Origin of the sequence: Burkholderia sp. Ax-1724 (assembly GCF_011752995.1) — a bacterium.
In the GTDB taxonomy this organism is placed as follows: Bacteria; Pseudomonadota; Gammaproteobacteria; order Burkholderiales; family Burkholderiaceae; genus Paraburkholderia.
On the sequence record NZ_VWWL01000017.1, the window covers coordinates 117,477 to 137,447 of the forward strand.

Annotated in this window: 14 protein-coding genes; 6 read left to right on the forward strand and 8 right to left on the reverse strand. The window is 66.8% G+C overall.

The window, feature by feature from the left end; genetic code table 11:
- Positions 1-163 precede the first annotated feature (163 nt).
- A complete protein-coding gene (locus F3J19_RS20615) occupies positions 164-1,225 on the reverse strand; it encodes a CaiB/BaiF CoA-transferase family protein (protein WP_167045385.1) in 1,062 nt (353 codons plus the stop codon).
- A gap of 102 nt (positions 1,226-1,327) precedes the next feature.
- Complete coding sequence (locus F3J19_RS20620; RefSeq protein WP_167045188.1) at positions 1,328-3,286, reverse strand: ATP-binding cassette domain-containing protein; 1,959 nt, start codon at positions 3,284-3,286, stop codon at positions 1,328-1,330.
- Between the two features lie 280 nt (positions 3,287-3,566).
- Here F3J19_RS20620 and F3J19_RS20625 point away from each other — a divergent pair, with 280 nt between their 5' ends.
- Positions 3,567-4,046, forward strand: a complete 480-nt coding sequence (locus F3J19_RS20625) for a glutathione peroxidase (protein WP_167045191.1) — start codon at positions 3,567-3,569, stop codon at positions 4,044-4,046.
- 122 nt (positions 4,047-4,168) lie between these two features.
- Here the strand turns inward: F3J19_RS20625 and cls are convergent, their stop codons facing one another.
- The 6 genes from cls to dapC form a co-directional block, all read right to left on the reverse strand.
- Complete coding sequence (gene cls, locus F3J19_RS20630) at positions 4,169-5,659, reverse strand: cardiolipin synthase (protein ID WP_167045194.1); 1,491 nt, start codon at positions 5,657-5,659, stop codon at positions 4,169-4,171.
- Positions 5,660-5,884: 225 nt separating this feature from the next.
- Positions 5,885-6,769: a 50S ribosomal protein L3 N(5)-glutamine methyltransferase gene (prmB, locus tag F3J19_RS20635; RefSeq protein ID WP_167045197.1), complete on the reverse strand. Its 885-nt coding sequence runs from the start codon at positions 6,767-6,769 to the stop codon at positions 5,885-5,887.
- Between the two features lie 13 nt (positions 6,770-6,782).
- The gene (dapE, locus tag F3J19_RS20640) at positions 6,783-7,922 is read right to left on the reverse strand and encodes a succinyl-diaminopimelate desuccinylase (RefSeq protein WP_167045200.1); all 1,140 of its coding nucleotides are present in this window, start codon (positions 7,920-7,922) and stop codon (positions 6,783-6,785) included.
- Between the two features lie 174 nt (positions 7,923-8,096).
- Positions 8,097-8,462, reverse strand: a complete 366-nt coding sequence (locus F3J19_RS20645) for an ArsC family reductase (protein ID WP_167045203.1) — start codon at positions 8,460-8,462, stop codon at positions 8,097-8,099.
- Positions 8,462-9,289 carry a 2,3,4,5-tetrahydropyridine-2,6-dicarboxylate N-succinyltransferase gene (gene dapD / locus F3J19_RS20650; RefSeq protein WP_167045225.1) on the reverse strand — a complete coding sequence of 276 codons (828 nt, stop codon included), beginning with the start codon at positions 9,287-9,289 and terminating at the stop codon, positions 8,462-8,464. The genes F3J19_RS20645 and dapD overlap by 1 nt, the downstream gene beginning before the upstream one ends.
- Before the next feature lie 57 nt (positions 9,290-9,346).
- Positions 9,347-10,567: a succinyldiaminopimelate transaminase gene (gene dapC, locus F3J19_RS20655; RefSeq protein WP_167045228.1), complete on the reverse strand. Its 1,221-nt coding sequence runs from the start codon at positions 10,565-10,567 to the stop codon at positions 9,347-9,349.
- Positions 10,568-10,936: 369 nt separating this feature from the next.
- Here dapC and F3J19_RS20660 point away from each other — a divergent pair, with 369 nt between their 5' ends.
- The 5 genes from F3J19_RS20660 to def all read left to right on the forward strand — a co-directional run bounded on the left by F3J19_RS20660 (position 10,937) and on the right by def (position 19,954).
- Entirely contained in the window at positions 10,937-11,872 is a 936-nt protein-coding gene (locus F3J19_RS20660; protein WP_167045231.1) for a DMT family transporter, read from the forward strand.
- Between the two features lie 261 nt (positions 11,873-12,133).
- The gene (smc, locus tag F3J19_RS20665) at positions 12,134-15,652 is read left to right on the forward strand and encodes a chromosome segregation protein SMC (RefSeq protein WP_167045234.1); all 3,519 of its coding nucleotides are present in this window, start codon (positions 12,134-12,136) and stop codon (positions 15,650-15,652) included.
- Between the two features lie 113 nt (positions 15,653-15,765).
- Positions 15,766-17,070 (forward strand): cell division protein ZipA C-terminal FtsZ-binding domain-containing protein, encoded by a 1,305-nt coding sequence (locus F3J19_RS20670; RefSeq protein WP_167045237.1) that lies wholly within the window; start codon positions 15,766-15,768, stop codon positions 17,068-17,070.
- A 272-nt stretch (positions 17,071-17,342) separates the two neighbouring features.
- Positions 17,343-19,421: an NAD-dependent DNA ligase LigA gene (gene ligA / locus F3J19_RS20675; protein WP_167045240.1), complete on the forward strand. Its 2,079-nt coding sequence runs from the start codon at positions 17,343-17,345 to the stop codon at positions 19,419-19,421.
- On the forward strand, positions 19,421-19,954 hold the full coding sequence (gene def, locus F3J19_RS20680; protein ID WP_167045243.1) for a peptide deformylase: 534 nt from the start codon (positions 19,421-19,423) through the stop codon (positions 19,952-19,954). Before ligA ends, def begins: the two co-directional genes overlap by 1 nt.
- The last annotated feature ends 17 nt before the right edge of the window (positions 19,955-19,971 follow it).

Sequence of the window (19,971 nt, forward strand, 5' to 3'; positions counted from 1 at the left end):
ATTTCAAGCTTGTTTTCCGCGCCTTGCCTGATGCGTTTGTTCTCGTCATGCGACGGCCGCCGAGGTCCATCGTATTGCGGTATTGCGGTATTGCGGTATTGCGCGAGGCCGCGCATTTGATTCTCGTGGAATCCGTCGCGCAGCCGCCGTGGCGGCATCCGCGCTAACCCGCGAAGTTCTCCCCATCGCTGTCGTTCAGGCCATCGCTTGCCGCCGCATACGCCTGCGGATCGAACAGCGGATGCCGCGCGGCCTCGGCCGCCGTCAACACCGGCGACACGCAGCAGTCGAGCGCTTCGAGCGACTGCATCCATTCCGCTAGCGTGCGCGTGCCGATCACGGCGCCCAGTTCCTCTGTGAGCGCAAGCGCATCCGGACCACCGATCGCCTGACCCAGACTCCAGTGACGCGTCGCCCATTCGGGCCGGTCGAGCGCCATGCACAGCGTTTCCCAGAACTTCAGTTCGAGCGCGCCGACCGCGAGCCAGCGGCCATCGCGTGTGCGATACAGGTTGTAGCAGGGCACGCCGCCGTTGAGCAGGCCGGCGCCGGCGGCGGGCGCCGCGCCCTCGTTGGCGAGCGAGACTTGCGCGATGACGTTGTGCGCATACGAAGCGTGCGTCATCGAGACATCGACGAAGCGGCCTTCGCCGCCGCGCGCCACCTGCCAGAGCGCGGCGAGAATCTGCGTGACGGCGGCGAGTGCGCCGCCGAGCAGGTCGGCGATCTGGAAGTTGGGCAGGATCGGCGTGCCGTCGCGCGCGGCGAGCTGATCGAGCACGCCCGCATAGCTGATGTAATTCAGATCGTGGCCGGCGTGCTGCGCGAACGGACCGCTCGCGCCATAGCCGCTGATCGCGCAATAGACGAGCCGCGGATTCGCCGCGCGCAGCGTCTCGTAGCCGAGGCCGAGACGCTCCATCACGCCGGGCCGGAAGCTCTCGATCAGCACGTCCGCGTCGGCCGCGAGGGCGCGCAGCACATGGCGCCCCGCCTCCGATTTGAGGTCGAGGCGCGTTTCGCGCTTGCCGCGATTGACCATCCGGTAGAACGCGCCGGGCCGTCCCGCGACGCGGTCAGCCGACGATTGCAGCATCGTGCGGGTCGGGTCGCCCGCGCCGGGCGCTTCGATTTTCAGCACGTCGGCGCCGAGTTCGGCGAGCCGCAGCGCGGCCACCGGGCCGGGCAGCAGACGCGTGAGGTCGAGCACGCGCAGTCCTTGCAGCGCCGGGGCCGCCGCCGATGTGGACGATAAGGTGGACGATGAGGTTGCGAATGACAAGGCCAGGCTCCCATCGATGCCGGCGCGGCCCGGCGCTGCGTGCCGCTAGCCGATCTGTTCGAGTTCCTCGTGCGTCTCGAGCCATTCGGCTTCGAGCGTGTCGAGGCGCGCATTCACATCTGCCTGACGGCGGATCGAGTCCGTCAGCTTGCTCTTCTGCTCGGGCTCGTAACTCGCGGGATCGGCGACGAAGGCGTCGAGCGTCGTTTTCTCCGCGTTGAGCGTGTCCATTTCCTTTTCGATCTTCGCGATACGGCTTTGTAGCGGTTTTTTCAGATGCGCCAGCTTCTGCCGCGTTTCCGCTTCGAGACGGCGCTGTTCCTTGCGATTGACGTTGCCGTCGGCATTGCCTGCCGCGCCGTTGGACGCCGCCTCGGCCGCGCCCGAGGCATTCGCCTTCAGCGCCGCGCGCTGCTCGGCCGCATGCTGCAAGAGCCAGTCGCGATAGTCGTCGAGATCGCCGTCGAACTCCTGCAGACGGTGCTTCGCGACCAGCATGAACTGGTCGGTCGTCGCGCGCAGCAGATGGCGGTCGTGCGAGACCAGAATCAGCGTGCCTTCGAATTGCGCGAGCGCCATCGTCAGCGCGTGGCGCGTTTCGAGGTCGAGGTGGTTGGTCGGCTCGTCGAGCAGCAGCAGGTTCGGCTTCTGCCAGATGATCAGCGCGAGCGCGAGGCGCGCTTTTTCGCCGCCAGAGAACGGCGCGATCTTCGCGGTCGCCATGTCGCCGGAAAAATTGAAGCTGCCGAGGAAGTCGCGCAGTTCCTGCTCGCGCGTATCGGGCGCGAGGCGCGCGAGATGCTGCAACGGCGTGTCGTCGGGGCGCAGCGTTTCGAGCTGATGCTGCGCGAAGTAGCCGATGCGCAAGCCCTTGCCTTCGCGCACGTGGCCGGAGAGCGATTCGAGCGTGCCCGCGAGCGTCTTGATGAGCGTCGACTTGCCCTGGCCGTTCGCACCGAGCAGACCGATGCGCTGACCGTTCTGGATCGACAGCATGACGCGCTCGACGATCGGAATCTCGCTGCCGTCTTCGGCGCGATAGCCGCAGCGCACGTCTTCCATGACCATCATCGGATTCGGCGCGGAGTCGGGCGTGCGGAATTCGAACGTGAACGGCGAGGCGACGTGCGCGGGCGCGATCCGCTCCATCTTCTCCAGCGCTTTCACGCGGCTTTGCGCCTGGCGCGCCTTGGTGGCCTGCGCCTTGAAGCGGTTGATATAGCTCTGCAGATGCGCGACCGTGCGCTGCTGCTTTTCGTACGCGCTCTGTTGCAGCGCGATCTGCTGCGCGCGCAGCACTTCGAATTGCGAGTAGTTGCCGCCATAGCGCTTGATCTGCTGGTTTTCCAGATGCAGCGTGACGTTGCAGACCGAATCGAGAAACTCGCGGTCGTGCGAGATCACGATCAGCGTGCCGGCATAGCGGTTGAGCCAGTCTTCGAGCCAGACGATCGCGTCGAGGTCGAGGTGGTTGGTCGGTTCGTCGAGCAGCAGCAGGTCGGAGCGGCACATCAGCGCCTGCGCGAGATTGAGCCGCATGCGCCAGCCGCCCGAGAAGCTGCTGACCGGCTCGCGCGTCTGGTCGAGCGTGAAGCCGAGGCCGAGCAGCAGCGCTTCGGCGCGTGCCGGCGCGGTGTAGCCGTCGGCGTCGGCGAACGCCGCGTGCGCTTCGGCTTCGGCCGCGCCGTCGTGGGCCGCCGAGGCGGCGGCGATGCGCGCTTCGATGTCGCGCAGCGCGGCGTCGCCGTCGAGCGCGTAGGCGAGCGCGGTCTTGTCGACGGCGGGCGTTTCCTGCGCGACGTGCGCGATGCGCCAGGTCGGCGGGATCGAGAAATCGCCGCCGTCCGCGTGCAGCTCGCCGAGCAGCACGGCGAACAGCGTCGATTTGCCCGCGCCGTTCGCGCCGACGAGCCCGGCTTTTTCACCGGGGTTCAGCGTGAACGTGGTGTTGTCGAAAAGCGGCTTGGTGCCGCGCGCGAGGCTGAACTGATTGAAGCGGATCACGACGTGGCCGGCTGAAGAAAACCGCTATTTTAGACTGCCCCGCGTGGCACCGGGCGCATGGCCGCGACGATTCGCGGCGGCGGGGCTTGCCAATGGGGCTCGCCTCGTGCCGCGGTGTGCCGCCGGGCGGCGGCCGCGTATCGCTGTGCGTTGCCGCGTATTGCCGCGCCGCCTCGCGCGGTTCGTCTCGTGTCATGCGCGGCGCAGCCGGCATCGGCCATCCGGCCGACTGTATTCGCGTGTCTTTTGGCATAGACTGACGGCTTTCACGGGAGAGCACATGACATCGATCTATTCGTTTTCGGCGCGCACGCTCGGCGGTGAGGAAGCGAGTCTCGCGACGTATGAGGGTAAGGTTCTGCTGATCGTCAACACCGCGAGCGAGTGCGGCTTCACGCCGCAATACGCGGGCCTGCAGAAGCTCTACGACACCTACGCGGCACGCGGGCTCGCGGTGCTCGGCTTCCCCTGCAACCAGTTCGGCAAGCAGGAGCCGGGCGATGCCGCGCAGATCGGCAGCTTCTGCGAGAAGAACTACAGCGTGACGTTCCCGATGTTCGACAAGATCGAGGTGAACGGCGCCAACGCGCATCCGCTGTTCCGCTATCTGACCGGCGAAGCGCCCGGGCTGCTTGGCCTCGAGGCGATCAAGTGGAATTTCACGAAGTTTCTGATCGGCCGCGACGGCAACGTCGTGAAGCGCTATGCGCCGCTGACCAAGCCCGAGACGATGACCGAGGATATCGAAGCGCTGCTGTGAGCGTGCCGTCGCGCGCTGAGGGTTTGATTTGCGGTTTGATTCGCGGCTCGATTGGCTACTTGATTCGCTGCTCGATTCGCTGCTCGATTCGCGCGGCTTGAGCGTCGCTGGGCACGAGAGGGCTACAGGATCGGCGAAAAGAGTCGCGCCACGTGCATCAGCATGCGCCGCAGCGGGCCGGCCTGACGGTACTCGCTGCGATCGATTTCGCGCGACTCGGCGAAGTCGTCGAGCAGCATCGTTTCGACTTCGAGCGCGAAGCCGCGGTCCACGGTCAGCACCATGATCTCGAAGTTGAGGCGAAACGAGCGGTTGTCGAGATTGGCGCTGCCGATCGCGGCGGCCGCGCTGTCGATCAGCACGACCTTCTGATGCAGGAAGCCGGGCTGATAGCGGAAGATGCGGATGCCCGCGCGCAGCGAGTCGTACGCGTACAGCTTCGAGGCGGCGAACACGACGAGATGATCGCGCCGGCTCGGAATCAGGATGCGCACGTCGACGCCGCGCAGCACCGCGAGCCGCAGTGCGGAGAACACCGCTTCGTCGGGCACGAGATAGGGCGTCGTGATCCAGATCCGCTCGCGCGCCGCGTTGATCGCCTCGACGAAAAAGAGCGAACAGGTTTCCTGCTTGTCGGCGGGGCCGCTCGGCATCACGAGGCAGTGCATGCCGCTCGCGGCGGAGTCGGTGTCAGGGGCCGGCTGGTTCGGGGCGTCGCTTGATACGGCGGCGGGCACGCCGGCCGGCACGTCGAAATCGGGCAGTTGCTGCGTGGCCCAATACCAGTCCTCGATAAAGACGAACTGGATGCTCGCGACCGCCGGGCCGCGCACCTCGATGTGCGTATCGCGCCACGGCGAGAGCGGCGGTTTCGCGCCGAGGTATTCGACGCCGACGTTATGACCGCCGACAAACGCGCGCTCGCCGTCCACCGACACGATCTTGCGGTGATTGCGGAAGTTCAGTTGCAGCCGGTTGACGAAGCGGCGATTCGTCGCGAACGGATGCACCTCGACGCCGGCCGCGCGCAGCGCCGCGATGTAGCGATGCGGCAGATCGAAGCTGCCGATGCTGTCGTACAGGAAATAGACGCGCACGCCTTGTTGCGCCTTCGCGATCAGCGCGTCCTTGAGCATGTCGCCGAGCGCGTCGTCGCGCACGATGAAGAATTGCACGATCACGTAGCGGCGCGCGTTTTCGATCGCCGTGAAGATCGCCTCGAAGGTCGCCGTGCCGTTGACGAGCGTGCGTACGCTGTTGCCCGGCAGAAACGGCATGCCGCCCAGACGCGTGAGCGACTGCACGAGCCGCGCGCCGAGTTGCTGCGTCGGCACGCCCGCCGACGACGACTGCGAGTCCCATATCCGCGGATGCGCGCGCGTGCGCAGCAGTTCGTTCTCGACGCGGCGCGCGTCCGCGTAGCCGGCGAACTTGCTGCGGCCGAGAAACAGGTAGGGGATGAGCGTCAGATACGGCATCGCGACCAGCGACACGGCCCACGCAATCGCGCCTTGCGAGGTGCGCGTGTGGAGAATCGCATGGCAGGCCGCGATGATGCCGAGAATATGGGCAAGGGCAACCAGCGGGCCGACGTGAAGCAGGTCGAATTGCATAAGCTCGCGAATAGTGGGCGAAGCGCTGCGTTTCAGGGCGCGGGAGTGGGTAGCGAGCCCGCTCCGTGATATGCCGCGAATAGGCCGGGCAACGCTTTCAGGCCGGCGTGCCGCGCCATGCGGCGCACCGTGGCGGCAAACCGTTGCCAGCTTGCCTGAAAACCCCGCATGAAACCAGGCTCGGGGCGAGGCTCCGAGCGATGCCAGGCCGACATCATGTCAGGCTCAGACCGGCAAGTCGCAGGCCTGGATCAGGAACACGTTGTCGTCGCCGGCGCTGGTCGGCAGCCATACGAGATCGAGCCCGCCGAATGCCGCCTCGACGTGCTCGCGCTCATTGCCGATCTCGACCACGAGCACGCCGTCGTCGGTCAGCCAGTGGCGTGCCTCGGCGATGATCCGGCGCACGATGTCCATGCCGTCCGCGCCGCCCGCGAGCGCCATTTCTGGCTCGTGCCTGTACTCGGCGGGCAGCGCTTGCATCGAGGTGGCGTTCACGTACGGCGGGTTGCTGATGATCACATCGTAGCGGCGCTCGGCGAGCGGCGCGTACAGATCGCCTTCGAACAGCGCGATGCGCTCGTCGAGGTGGTAGTCCGCCACATTGCGCCTCGCGACTTCGAGCGCGGGCGCGGACAGGTCGACCGCATCGACGTCGGCGTTCGGAAACGCGTGCGCGGCGAGAATCGCGAGGCAGCCGGAGCCGGTGCACAGTTCGAGCACCGCGCCGACCTGCTCGGGGTCTTCCACGTACGGTTGCAGGCCGTCCTGCAGCAGCTCGCCGATGAACGAGCGCGGCACGATCACGCGCTCGTCGACGTGGAAGCGATAGCCGTGCATCCACGCTTCCTGCGTGATGTAGGCGGCCGGCACGCGTTCGGCGGCGCGCCGCTCGATCACCTTGAGCAGCGCGTCGATTTCGGCCGTGGTCAGACGTGCATCGAGGAACGGATCGAGCAGATCGAGCGGCAGATGCAGCGTGTGCAGCACCAGATAAGCGGCTTCGTCGTAGGCATTGGCCGAGCCGTGGCCGAACGACAGTTTGGCCTCGTTAAAGCGCGACACCGCGTAGCGCAGCAGGTCGCGAACGGTGGAAAACGGCAGCGTCATCGTAGGTCCCTCGTTACGCGATCAGTTGTTCGAGCACGCGGCGATACACGTTCTTCAGCGGCTCGATATGGGCGAGTTCGATATGTTCGTCGATCTTGTGGATGCTCGCGTTGAGCGGCCCGAACTCGATCACCTGCTTGCAGATACGCGCGATGAAGCGGCCGTCCGAGGTGCCGCCGGTGGTCGAGAGCTCGGGGTCCACGCCGGTTTCGTCCTTGATCGCCTGCGCGAGCGCGTTCGACAGATCGCCGCGCGGCGTGAGGAACGGCAGGCCGCTCACGGTCCAGTGCAGATCGTAGTCGAGGTCGTGTTTGTCGAGAATCGCATGCACGCGTTGTTGCAGTCCCTCGACGGTGCTGGCGGTCGAGAAGCGGAAGTTGAACATCACGTCCGCATGGCCGGGAATCACGTTGGTCGCACCGGCGCCGCTGTGGACGTTCGAGACCTGCCAGGTGGTCGGCGGGAAGTATTCGTTGCCCTCGTCCCAGTGCTCGGCGACGAGTTCGGCAAGCGCGGGCGCGAGCAGATGCACGGGGTTTTTCGCCAGATGCGGATAGGCGATATGACCTTGCACGCCCTTGACGACGAGCTTGCCCGACATCGAGCCGCGTCGGCCGTTCTTGACCGTGTCGCCGAAACGCACGCTCGACGTCGGCTCGCCGACGATGCAGTAGTCCATGCGCTCGCCGCGTTCCTGCAGCGCTTCGACCACCTTGACGGTGCCGTCGGTGGCGGGGCCTTCCTCGTCGCTTGTGATGAGGAAGGCGATCGAGCCGCGGTGTGCAGGATGCGCCGCGACGAATTCCTCGCTCGCGACCACGAAGCCCGCGATCGACGCTTTCATGTCCGCCGCGCCGCGGCCGTACAGCTTGCCGTCGCGCTGGGTCGGCTCGAACGGCGCCGAGTGCCACTGTTCGAGCGGGCCGGTCGGCACGACGTCGGTATGGCCGGCGAACGCGAGCAGCTTGCCCCCGCTGCCGTCGACGCCGCGCTTGACGGCCCACAGGTTGGTCACGCCGTTGGATTCGATCGTCTCGTGCTCGAAGCCGAGCGCGGCGAGGCGCTCGATCAGAAGACGCTGGCAATGCTGGTCGTCGGGCGTGACGGAAGCGCGGGCGATCAGTTGTTCGGTAAGGGCGAGGGTGCCGGACATGGATTCAGTGCAAACCACTTTGAAATGAAAAAATGCCGGCTGGCGGTGTTTCACCGCAGCCGGCAACAGCCTTGGAACGACGCGGCGCGCGGCCGCGCGTTCGACTACCGGGTGCCCGGTTGTGCCTGGACATGGCGCGTGAGCCTCGGGTAGCCGAGGCAAGCGCCAGCACATTCAGGCAAACAGCGCCGCGTAGTCGTCCGCCGAAAAGCCGAGCGATTTCACGCGCCCGTTGACGACGAGCACGGGCCGCTTGATGACCGACGGCTTGTGGATCATCAAGGTAATGGCGCCCGGCTGCGTTTCCGCAGCCGCCTTCATGTCGTCGGACAGGCCGCGCCACGTCGTGCCGCGGCGGTTCAGCAGCGCGTCGAGCTTGACGTCCTTGAGCCAGTCCTGCACGAGCGGCTCGGTGACGCCGGCCTTCTTGAAGTCGTGAAACTCGAACTCGACGCCGTGCTCTTCGAGCCACACGCGCGCTTTCTTCACGGTGTCGCAGTTCGGAATGCCGTAGACGACGGTTTTGTTGCCGCGCGCCATCAGTCGCCTCGCAGCAACTCGTTCAGGCCGACCTTGGCGCGCGTCCTGGCGTCGACCTTCTTGACGATGACCGCGCAGTACAGGCTGTGCGTGCCGTCCTTCGACGGCAGGTTGCCCGCCACCACGACCGAGCCCGCCGGAATGCGGCCGTACGTGACTTCGCCGGTTTCGCGGTCGTAAATCTTGGTCGACTGGCCGAGGTACACGCCCATCGAGATCACCGAGTTTTCCTCGACGATCACGCCTTCGACGACTTCCGAGCGCGCGCCGATAAAGCAGTTGTCTTCGATGATGACCGGGTTCGCCTGCAGCGGCTCGAGCACGCCGCCGATGCCGACGCCGCCCGACAGGTGCACGTTCTTGCCGATCTGCGCGCACGAGCCGACGGTGGCCCACGTGTCGACCATCGTGCCTTCGTCGACGTAGGCGCCGATGTTGGTGTACGACGGCATCAGCACGACGTTCTTCGCGATGAACGAGCCGCGGCGCGCGATCGCGGGCGGCACCACGCGAAAGCCGGCGGCCGCGAAGTCTTCAGCGGTGTAGTTCGCGAACTTCGAGGGCACCTTGTCGTAGAACTGCGAGTAGCCGCCGGCCGGCATCGGCGCGTTGTCTTCGAGGCGGAACGACAGCAGCACGGCCTTCTTCAGCCACTGGTTGACGACCCAGTCGCCGTCCTTCTTTTCGGCGACGCGCAGCGCGCCTTTATCGAGTTGCTCGATCGCGTGGGCGACGGCTTCGCGCACTTCAGTGGGCGCGGCTTTCGGCGACAGCTCGGCGCGGTTGTCCCAGGCGGTGTCGATGATCTGCTGAAGTTGTTGCGACATAGGCGTGATTTTCTGAAGGGTTGAAGTCTGAAGAAGGGGATGCGGCTCAGGCTGCACTCAGTGGCCGCCGAGCGACCGGCAAAATTCGACGATCCGCTGCGCGCCTTCGGTGCATTCGTCGACATCGGCAACGAGCGCGAGGCGCACGAAATTGCGGCCGGGGTTCACGCCGTGCGCGGTGCGCGCAAGGAACGAGCCCGGCAGGACCGTCACATTATAGTCGGCGTAGAGGCGCCGGGCGAACTCGGTGTCCGAGAGGCCGGTGCGCTCGACGTTGGCCCACAGGTAGAACGCGGCGTCGGGCAGGCGCACGTCGAGCGCCTCGGCGAGCATCGGCGTAACCGTGGTGAACTTCTGCAGGTATTTCGCGCGGTTCTCGCGCACGTGCGTCTCGTCGTTCCAGGCGGCGACGCTCGCGCTCTGGAACACGGTCGAGAGCGCCGCGCCGTGGTACGTGCGATACAGCAGGAAGGCCTTGAGAATCTGCGCGTCGCCGGCGACGAAGCCCGAGCGCATGCCCGGCACGTTCGAGCGCTTCGACAGGCTCGACAGCATGATGAGGCGCTCGAAGCCGCGGCCGAGCCGGTGGGCCGCTTCGAGGCCGCCGAGCGGCGGTTTTGCTTCGTCGAAATAGATTTCCGAGTAGCACTCGTCCGAGGCGATCACGAAGCCGTAGCGGTCCGACAGCGCGAACAGCTCGCGCCAGTCGTCGAGCGTGAGCACGGCGCCGGTCGGATTGCCGGGCGAGCAGACGTAGAGCAGTTGCGTGTGGGCCCAGACCTCGGCGGGCACCGTCGAGTAGTCGCAGGCGAAGTTGCGCGCCGGGTCGCTGTTGACGAAATACGGCTGCGCGCCGCCGAGCAGCGCCGCGCCTTCGTAGATTTGATAGAACGGGTTCGGACAGAGTACGATCGCAGGCTCTCCGCTGGCATCGCGGCGCGGATTCAGCACCGTCTGCGCGAGCGCGAACAGCGCCTCGCGCGAGCCCGACACCGGCAGCACTTCGGTGGCCGGATCGAGCGGCGGCAGGTGATAGCGCCGCGCGACCCATTGCGCGATCGACTCGCGCAGCGGCGCCGAGCCGAGCGTGGCCGGATAGGCGGCGAGGCCGCCGAGCGAATTCACGACGGCCTCGCGGATCAGCGCGGGCGTCGGATGTTTCGGCTCGCCGATGCCGAAGCTGATGTGCGCGAGGCCGGCCGGCGGCGTGACGTCCTTGAAAAGCGCGCGCAGCTTTTCGAACGGATAGGTCTGAAGGGAGTCGAGTAGCGGATTCACGAGCGGGTCGGGCCTGGGCGAAGATGAACGCGGACGGATGGAAAGCCGGGCACGCGCGCCGGAAGACGGGCAGCGCATGAAAAAACGTGTTTCATGCACCCGGCGAGCAGGCCGCGATGGACAGCGACGGCGAAGCGCCGATTATAGCGTGGCATGTCGGCGGCGCGGCGGCCGGCGGGCAAAGCGGGGCGCTCACGGGCGCGGACGGTTTGCGCCGCAACAGGAACGTCGCGAACCCCTTACGGTTCGCGCAACAGAACACGCAGGAACAGCCATGTACGCAGCAATCGCAGCAATGCACGCAGCCATTCACGAGGCCGCCGGACGAAACCGGCGCGCCGCCAGCCGAATCACCCGGAGCCCCGCCGTATGAGCAACTGGCTTCGCAACGGCTGGCCGACCCTCGCGATCATGCTGGGCGCGTCGGTATGGGGCATGGTCTGGTATCCGCTGCGCATGCTGGCCGCGCTCGGCGTGACCGGCAGCGCCGCGAGCGCGCTCACGAGCGGCGCCGGCTGCCTGTTCGTGTTGCTCGTGCGGCGCCGCGCGCTGAAAACGGTGCGCTGGCACTGGCTGCTGCCCGCGCTCGCACTTGCCGCGGGCATCACGAATCTCGGCTTCGTCTGGGGCGCGATCCACGGCCAGGTGATGCGCGTGCTGCTGCTGTTTTATCTGACGCCCGCGTGGACCGCGCTGTTCGCGCACTTCATCCTGCATGAGCGGCTCACGTGGCCGGGCGCGGCGCTCGCCGCGCTGTCGCTCGCCGGGGCGATGGCGATGCTGTGGTCGCCGCGGCTCGGCATTCCGCTGCCCGGCAATCCTGCCGAATGGGCGGGCCTCGCGGGCGGCATGGGCTTCGCGATGAGCAACGTGCTGATCCTGAAGACGAGCCGCGTGCTGCCGGACATGAAGCCCGAAATGCGCACCGCGACGATCTTCGGCGGCGCGGCGCTGCTCGGTGCCTGCGCCGCGCTGTTCGAGCCGATGCCGGCGCCGCCCGCCGGCGCCCATCCCGGCACCGTGGCGTTACTGGTGCTCGGGCTCGGTCTGCTGCTCGCCTCGAACAATATGCTCGTGCAATACGGGCTCGCGCGCGTGCCGGCCAATCGCGCGTCGATCATCATGCTGTTCGAGCTGGTCGTGACGGCGCTTTCGGCGTGGCTCTTCGCGGGCGAGGTGCCGGGCCCGCGCGAATGGGCCGGCGGCGCCTGCATCGTGCTGGCCTCGGTGCTTTCCAGCTGGGTGCATCGCCCGAAGACGGCGCCGCCCGATCCGGCCATCGCGGACATGAGCGCGCCCGGCTAGCGCAACGGCCATCACGATTGCGACGGCCGTGCCGGCTAGCGCGGGGGCGGTAGAAGGCGGTAAGAATCGTCCACGTGCGATGGTATGATTCCCCCTCATTAGCCGGCGCGCGCTCGAACCTGAGTACTCGAGCACATGCAGCCGGCACCCGTATCGCGAAGGCATCGCGAGGATGCACGGCCTGTTCCGCCCCGGCGGCGAACGCTCCGTGCCGCGCCGCGAGCCACCTATCACTTCTCCTTTTCAAACAGCGAAATCGCCGTGCGTCTGACCTCGATCAAACTCGCTGGCTTCAAATCCTTCGTCGATCCCACGCATTTCCAGGTTCCGGGCCAGTTAGTTGGCGTGGTCGGGCCGAACGGGTGCGGCAAATCCAACATCATCGACGCCGTGCGCTGGGTGCTCGGCGAATCGCGTGCCTCCGAGTTGCGCGGCGAGTCGATGCAGGACGTGATCTTCAACGGCTCGACTGCCCGCAAGCCCGGCAGCCGCGCGAGCGTCGAACTCGTGTTCGACAATGCGGACGGCCGCGCCGCCGGCCAGTGGGGCCAGTATGCCGAGATCGCCGTGAAGCGCGTGCTGACGCGCGACGGCACCTCGAGCTACTACATCAACAATCTGCCGGCACGCCGCCGCGACATCCAGGACATCTTCCTCGGCACGGGCCTCGGGCCGCGCGCCTACGCGATCATCGGCCAGGGCATGATCGCGCGGCTGATCGAGGCGAAGCCCGAAGAACTGCGCGTGTTCCTCGAAGAAGCCGCGGGCGTCTCGAAGTACAAGGAACGCCGCCGCGAGACCGAGAACCGTCTGCACGACACGCGTGAGAATCTGACGCGCGTCGAGGACATTGTCCGCGAACTCGGCTCGAACCTCGAAAAGCTCGAGGCGCAGGCGGTCGTCGCGACGCGTTATCGCGAGCTGCAAAGCGACGGCGAGGAAAAGCAGCGTCTGCTGTGGCTGCTGCGCAAGAACGAGGCGGCCGGCGAGCAGCAGCGCCAGCAGCGCGCGATCGAACAGGCACAGATCGACCTCGAGGCGCAAACCGCGAAGCTGCGCGAAGTCGAGGCGGAACTCGAAACGCTGCGCGTCGCGCATTACTCGGCGAGCGATGCGATGCAGGGCGCGCAAGGCGCGCTCTACGAAGCCAACGCCGAGGTGAGCCGGCTCGAAGCGGAGATCCGCTTCATCGTCGAATCGCGCAACCGCGTGCAGGCGCAGATCGCCGCGCTGACTGCGCAGCGCGAGCAATGGCAGGCGCAGGCCGGCAAGGCACAGGACGATATCGCCGACGCCGAGGAGCAACTGGCCGTCGCCGAAGAAAAAGCCGCGCTCGCCGAAGAGGACGCCGCCGCGAAGCACGACGCGCTGCCCGCGCTCGAAGCGCGCTGGCGTGATGCGCAGGCCGAACTGAACACCGAGCGCGGCGGCATCGCGCAAACCGAGCAGGCGCTCAAGCTCGAAGCCGCGCATCAGCGCAATGCCGATCAGCAGTTGCAGCAGTTGCAGCAGCGTCACGAGCGGCTCAAATCGGAAGCGGGCGGTCTCGACGCGCCCGACGAAGCGCAGCTCGAAGAGTTGCGCATGCAGCTCGCCGAGCACGAGGAAATTCTGCACGACGCGCAAGGCCGTCTCGCCGAGGCGCAGGAAACCCTGCCGCGTCTGGATGCCGAGCGCCGCGCCGCGCAGGAGCGCGTGCAGGCCGAAAGCGCGCAGATTCATCAGCTCGACGCGCGTCTCGCCGCGCTCAGGCAATTGCAGGAGAACGTGCAGACCGAGGGCAAGATCCAGCCGTGGCTCGACAGGCACGAACTGGGCGGCCTGCCGCGTCTGTGGAAGAAGCTGCACGTCGAAGCGGGTTGGGAAGCCGCGCTCGAAGCGGTGCTGCGCGAGCGTCTGGCCGCGCTCGAAGTGTCGAACCTCGACTGGGTCAAGGCGTTCGCCACCGACGCGCCGCCCGCCAAGCTCGCCTTCTACGCGCCGCCGGCGGCCAGCCAGGCGGCCGCCGCGCCGGCCGCGCTGCGGCCGTTGCTGGCGCTCGTGCGGATCGACGATGCGGGCATCCGCGCGGTGCTCAACGACTGGCTCGGCCTCACGTTCGTCGCCGACGACCTGCAACAGGCGCTCGCGATGCGCTCGCAACTGCCGGAAGGCGGCGCGTTCGTCGTCAAGGCGGGGCATGTGGTTACGCGCGTCGGCGTGCAGTTGTATGCGGCCGATTCCGAACAGGCCGGCATGCTCGCGCGTCAGCAGGAAATCGAAAACCTCGGCCGCCAGGTGCGCGCGCAGGCGCTGCTCGCCGACGAGGCAAAGGCCGCCGCGATCCGCGCCGAAGCCGCGCATACGCAGGCCGCGCAGGCGCTGAGCGACGCGCGCCAGCAGGCCGAGCGCGCGACGCAGCGTGTCCACGCGTTGCAGATGGACGTGCTCAAGCTCACCCAGGCGCACGAGCGCTACACGCAGCGCAGCACGCAGATTCGCGAGGAACTCGAAGAGATCGCCGCGCAGATCGACGAGCAGCGCGCGCTGCGCGCGGAATCGGAAGCGAATTTCGAGCGTCACGACGGCGAACTCGCCGAGTTGCAGGCGCGCTTCGAGGATCATCAACTGGCGTTCGAAGCACTCGACGAAACGCTCACGAGCGCGCGCGGCGACGTGCGCGACCTCGACCGTGCCGCCACCGATGCGCGCTTTGCCGCGCGCAACATGGCGAACCGCATCGACGAACTGAAGCGCAGCATCCAGGTCGCGCACGAGCAGAGCGAGCGCGTCGCGGGCTCGCTCGAAGACGCGCGCGCCGAACTCGAAACGATCAACGAGCAGACCGCGCATACCGGCCTGCAGGATGCGCTCGACATCCGCACCGCGAAGGAAGAGGCGCTGCGCGCCGCGCGCATCGAACTCGACGACCTCACCTCGAAGCTGCGCGCGGCCGACGAAACGCGCCTGAGCACCGAGCGCGCGCTGCAGCCGCTGCGCGACCGCATCAACGAATTGCAACTGAAGGAACAGGCTGCGCGGATCAACGGCGAGCAGTTCGTCGAGCAACTGGTCGCGGCCGGCGTCGACGAAGCCGAGTTGCAGACGAGGCTCACGCCGGACATGAAGCCGTCGTACCTGCAGGGCGAAGTCACGCGCATCAACAACGCGATCGTCGCGCTCGGGCCCGTCAACATGGCCGCGCTCGACGAACTGAAGGCCGCGACCGAGCGCAAGAGCTTCCTCGATTCGCAGTCGGCCGACCTGACGAGCGCGATCGAAACGCTCGAAGACGCGATCCGCAAGATCGACGCCGAAACGCGCACGCTTCTGCAAAGCACCTTCGACGAAGTGAACCGTCATTTCGGCGAACTGTTCCCGCGTCTGTTCGGCGGCGGTCAGGCCAAGCTCATCATGACCGGCGACGAAATTCTCGATGCCGGCGTGCAGGTGATGGCGCAGCCGCCGGGCAAGAAGAATTCGACGATTCACCTGCTGTCGGGCGGCGAGAAAGCGCTGACCGCGACCGCGCTCGTGTTCGCGATGTTCCAGCTGAATCCGGCGCCGTTCTGTCTGCTCGACGAAGTGGACGCGCCGCTCGACGACGCCAACACCGAGCGTTTCGCGAACCTCGTGCGCGCGATGTCGGACAAGACCCAGTTCCTGTTCATCTCGCACAACAAGATCGCGATGGAAATGGCGCAGCAACTGATCGGCGTGACGATGCAGGAGCAGGGCGTGTCGCGGATCGTCGCGGTCGACATGGAAACGGCGGCCGGTTTCGCCCAGAATATCGTTTAAGTTAAAGCCTGCGCGGGCGTCCGCGTTCAGCGCAGCGGCTTGCAGTGCAAGCCGCGCGGAACGGGCAGCGGACGCAGGGCCGCGCGGATAGAAGAATTGCTGATGGAGCATGCATGGACGAGTTGACACTCGGTTTGATCGGCGCGGGTGCCGTGGTGGTCGGGGGCGTGGTCGTATACAACGCGTGGCAGGGCGCGAAGGTGCGCCGCAAGATGCCGCGGCCCATGCCGGCCGAGACCGCCGAGAGTCTCGCGCGGGACGAGCATGAGGAGCAGAGCCCGTTCATCGAGCCGGCGCGCCCGGTCACGCGGCGCGAACCGACTGTGAATACGGAGGCGGCGGCCGATCCGGCTGCCGCGCGCGTCGAGCCGACGTTCGGCGTGAGCGCCGCGCCGCTCGATACGCCGGCCGATATCCAGGCCGAGACGACCTCGCCGAACGGTTATCCTGCCGCCGAGGGCGAGACCGAAGGCGAGCACGCCGCGGCCCAGGGGCAGGACGGCGAGCGAGCCGCCGAGGCGCCCGCGGCCCAGCCCGCGCCCGCCGCGCAGGAGCGCGTCGAGCCGGTCCTGCCGGCCGCCACGACGATTTCGTCGGCGCCGCCTGCGATCGTCGATCGGCGCATCGACTGCATCGTGCCGATCCGTCTGAACGGCCCGGTGGCCGGCGACAAGGTAATCCCGCTCGCGCAGCGTCTGCGCCGCGCCGGCAGCAAGCCCGTGCATATCGAGGGCAAGCCCGAAGGTGGCGCCTGGGAGCTGCTGCAGAACGGCACGCGCTACGAGGAGCTGCGCGCGGCCGCGCAACTGGCGAACCGCAGCGGCGCGCTGAACGAACTCGAGTTTTCCGAATTCGTGACCGGCGTGCAGCAGTTCGCCGACGCGCTCGACGCGTCGCCCGAATTCCCCGACATGCTCGAAACCGTGGCGATGGCGCGCGAGCTCGACGGCTTTGCCGCGCAGTGCGACGCGCAACTGTCGATCAACGTGCTGTCCGACGGCGCGCCGTGGTCGGCCAACTACGTGCAGGCGGTTGCCTCGCAAGACGGCCTGCTGCTCTCGCGCGACGGCACGCGCTTCGTCAAACTTGATTCGCGGCAAAGCCCGGTGTTCATGCTGCAATTCGGCGACACCAACTTCCTGCGCGACGACCTCACGTACAAGGGCGGCGAGATGATTACGCTCGTGCTCGACGTGCCGGTTGCCGACGAAGACATCCTGCCGTTCCGGCTCATGTGCGATTACGCGAAGTCGCTCGCCGAGCGCATCGGCGGGCGCGTGGTCGACGATGGCCGCCGGCCCTTGCCGGAGAGCGCGCTGCTCGCCATCGAAAAGCAGTTGATGACGCTCTACGCGAAGCTCGAACAGGCCGGCATTCCGGCGGGTTCACCGGCCACGCGGCGGCTGTTCAGCCAGTAAGCCGGCGCGCCATCCGCGTTGGGGCGAGACGGCCGCACGATGTGCGGCCGTTGTCGTTTGCGGCTTGGGCCGCGTGCGGCGATGCGTTGCGCCGGTGTGTGCAGGTGCGGTGGCAGGTACGTGGCAGGTGCGCGGGTCTTGACGGCACCCACGAAGCGCCCGAAGCAGCCATTCGAAGTACCCCTTCGACGCACCCATTCGGCCGATGTAAAGGGGCACGCTTCCTGCGATAATCCAAGGTCTGAATTTCACGTTGAGAAGCGTCCGACAGCATGGCCCGAACTCCCGTCCCCCCTTCTGCAACCAGCGCTCCGGCGGAGCGGGCCGCGTGGCTGCGCGCGGAACTCGAACGCGCGAATTACGCGTACTACGTGCTCGATCAGCCGGACCTGCCCGATGCCGAGTACGACAAGCTGTTCAAGGAACTGGAGGGCATCGAGGCCGAACATCCGGAGCTGATCGTGCCGGATTCGCCGACGCAGCGCGTCGGCGGCGAAGCGGCGAGCGGCTTCGAGCAGGTCGTGCACGATCAGCCGATGCTGTCGCTGAACAACGGTTTCACCGATGAAGACATCGTCGCGTTCGACAAGCGCGTCAGCGACGCGCTCGGCAAGAACGCGAGCGAGCCGCCGGTGCCGGCGGCGCATGTACCCGTCGAATACGCGGCCGAACTGAAGTTCGACGGTCTCGCGATCTCGCTGCGCTATGTCGACGGCGTGTTCGTGCAGGCCTCGACACGCGGCGACGGCACGACCGGCGAGAACGTCACCGGCAACGTCCGCACGATCCGCGCGATTCCGCTGAAGCTCAAGGGCAATCGCGTGCCGCGCGTGCTCGACGTGCGCGGCGAGGTGCTGATGTTCAAGCGCGATTTCGAGCGCCTGAACGAACGGCAGCGCGCGGCCGAACAGCGCGAATTCGCGAACCCGCGCAATGCGGCGGCGGGCAGCTTGCGCCAGCTCGATTCGAAGATCACCGCGCAGCGGCCGCTGTCGTTTTTCGCCTATGGCATCGGCGTGCTCGACGGCATCGAGATGCCGGCCACGCATAGCGAACTGCTCGACTGGTACAAGGAGATGGGCCTGCCGGTCAATAGCGAGCGCGCGGTCGTGCAGGGCGCCGAAGGACTGCTCGGCTTTTTCCACGCGGTCGGCGAGAAGCGCGACACGCTGCCGTACGACATCGACGGCGTGGTCTACAAGGTCAACCGGCGCGACGAACAGGACGCGCTCGGCTTCGTGTCGCGCGCGCCGCGTTTCGCGCTTGCGCACAAATTTCCGGCTCAGGAAGCGCTGACGAAGCTCGTCGCGATCGACGTGCAGGTGGGCCGCACCGGCGCGATCACGCCGGTCGCGCGGCTCGAACCGGTGTTCGTCGGCGGCGCGACAGTTACGAACGCTACGCTGCACAACGAAGACGAAGTGCGCCGCAAGGACATCCGCATCGGCGATACGGTGATCGTGCGGCGTGCCGGCGACGTGATTCCCGAAGTGGTCAGCGCGCTGCTCGACCGGCGCCCGGCCGATGCGAGCGAGTTCGTGATGCCGACGCAGTGCCCGGTGTGCGGCTCCGCCATCGAGCGGCTGCCCGACGAGGCGATTGCGCGCTGCACGGGCGGGCTTTTCTGTCCGGCGCAGCGCAAGCAGGCGCTCTGGCACTTTGCGCAGCGGCGCGCGCTCGATATCGACGGCCTAGGCGAGAAGATCATCGATCAGCTGGTCGAGCAGAATCTCGTGCGCACGCCGGCCGACCTGTTCAATCTCGGTTTCGCGACACTCGCGGAACTCGACCGCTTCGCCGACAAATCGGCGCAGAATCTGCTCGACTCGCTCGAAAAAGCCAAGCACACGACGCTCGCGCGTTTCATTTACGCGCTCGGCATCCGGCACGTCGGCGAATCGACCGCGAAGGATCTCGCGAAGCATTTCGGCTCGCTGACCCCGATCATGGACGCACCGCTCGAAGAACTGCTCGAAGTCAACGACGTCGGGCCGGTGGTCGCGGAATCGCTGCGCCAGTTCTTCGCCGAGGAGCACAACCGCACGGTGATCGAGCAGTTGCGCGCGCCGGGCAAGGTCACGTGGCCCGAGGGGCCGCCCGCGCCGAAGGCGCCGCAGGGCGTGCTGGCCGGGCAGACCGTGGTGCTGACGGGCACGCTGCCGAATCTGTCGCGCGAGAATGCGAAGGACATGCTCGAAGCGGCCGGCGCCAAAGTAGCGGGGTCGGTATCGAAGAAAACCAGTTACGTGGTGGCGGGCGCCGACGCGGGCAGCAAACTTGCGAAGGCCGAGGAACTCGGCATCCCCGTACTCGACGAAGATGGTATGCGCAAGCTCCTGGAGGGGCACTGATGATTCGCGAAATTCTCAAGATGGGCGATCCGCGTCTGTTGCAGATCGCCGAGCCGGTCGATCATTTCGACACGCCCGAGTTGCATGAGCTCGTGAAGGACATGTTTGAGACCATGCACGATGCCAATGGCGCGGGGCTTGCCGCGCCGCAGATCGGCGTCAACCTGCAGGTCGTGATTTTCGGCTTCGGCAAGAACGAACGCTATCCGGACGCGTCGCCGGTGCCGGAGACGGTGCTGATCAACCCGACCATCACGCCGGTTTCGCTCGACATGGAGGAGGGCTGGGAAGGCTGCCTGTCGGTGCCGGGGCTGCGCGGCGCGGTGAGCCGTTTGACGATGATCCGCTATCACGGCTTCGATCAGTTCGGCAATCTGATCGAGCGCGTCGCCGAGGGTTTTCACGCGCGCGTCGTGCAGCACGAATGCGATCACCTGATCGGCAAGCTGTATCCGATGCGGATCACCGATTTCTCGAAGTTCGGTTTTACCGAGATCCTGTTCCCGGACCTCGATCCGAATAGCGACGATTGAGGCTGTATAGCGCGGCG

Coding starts and splice junctions, on each gene's coding strand:
- F3J19_RS20625 (WP_167045191.1), top strand. CDS start 3,567: ATGACATCGATCTATTCGTTTTCGGCGCGCACGCTCGGCGGTGAGGAA.
- cls (WP_167045194.1), bottom strand. CDS start 5,659: ATGCAATTCGACCTGCTTCACGTCGGCCCGCTGGTTGCCCTTGCCCAT.
- prmB (WP_167045197.1), bottom strand. CDS start 6,769: ATGACGCTGCCGTTTTCCACCGTTCGCGACCTGCTGCGCTACGCGGTG.
- dapE (WP_167045200.1), bottom strand. CDS start 7,922: ATGTCCGGCACCCTCGCCCTTACCGAACAACTGATCGCCCGCGCTTCC.
- F3J19_RS20645 (WP_167045203.1), bottom strand. CDS start 8,462: ATGGCGCGCGGCAACAAAACCGTCGTCTACGGCATTCCGAACTGCGAC.
- dapD (WP_167045225.1), bottom strand. CDS start 9,289: ATGTCGCAACAACTTCAGCAGATCATCGACACCGCCTGGGACAACCGC.
- F3J19_RS20660 (WP_167045231.1), top strand. CDS start 10,937: ATGAGCAACTGGCTTCGCAACGGCTGGCCGACCCTCGCGATCATGCTG.
- F3J19_RS20670 (WP_167045237.1), top strand. CDS start 15,766: ATGGACGAGTTGACACTCGGTTTGATCGGCGCGGGTGCCGTGGTGGTC.
- ligA (WP_167045240.1), top strand. CDS start 17,343: ATGGCCCGAACTCCCGTCCCCCCTTCTGCAACCAGCGCTCCGGCGGAG.
- def (WP_167045243.1), top strand. CDS start 19,421: ATGATTCGCGAAATTCTCAAGATGGGCGATCCGCGTCTGTTGCAGATC.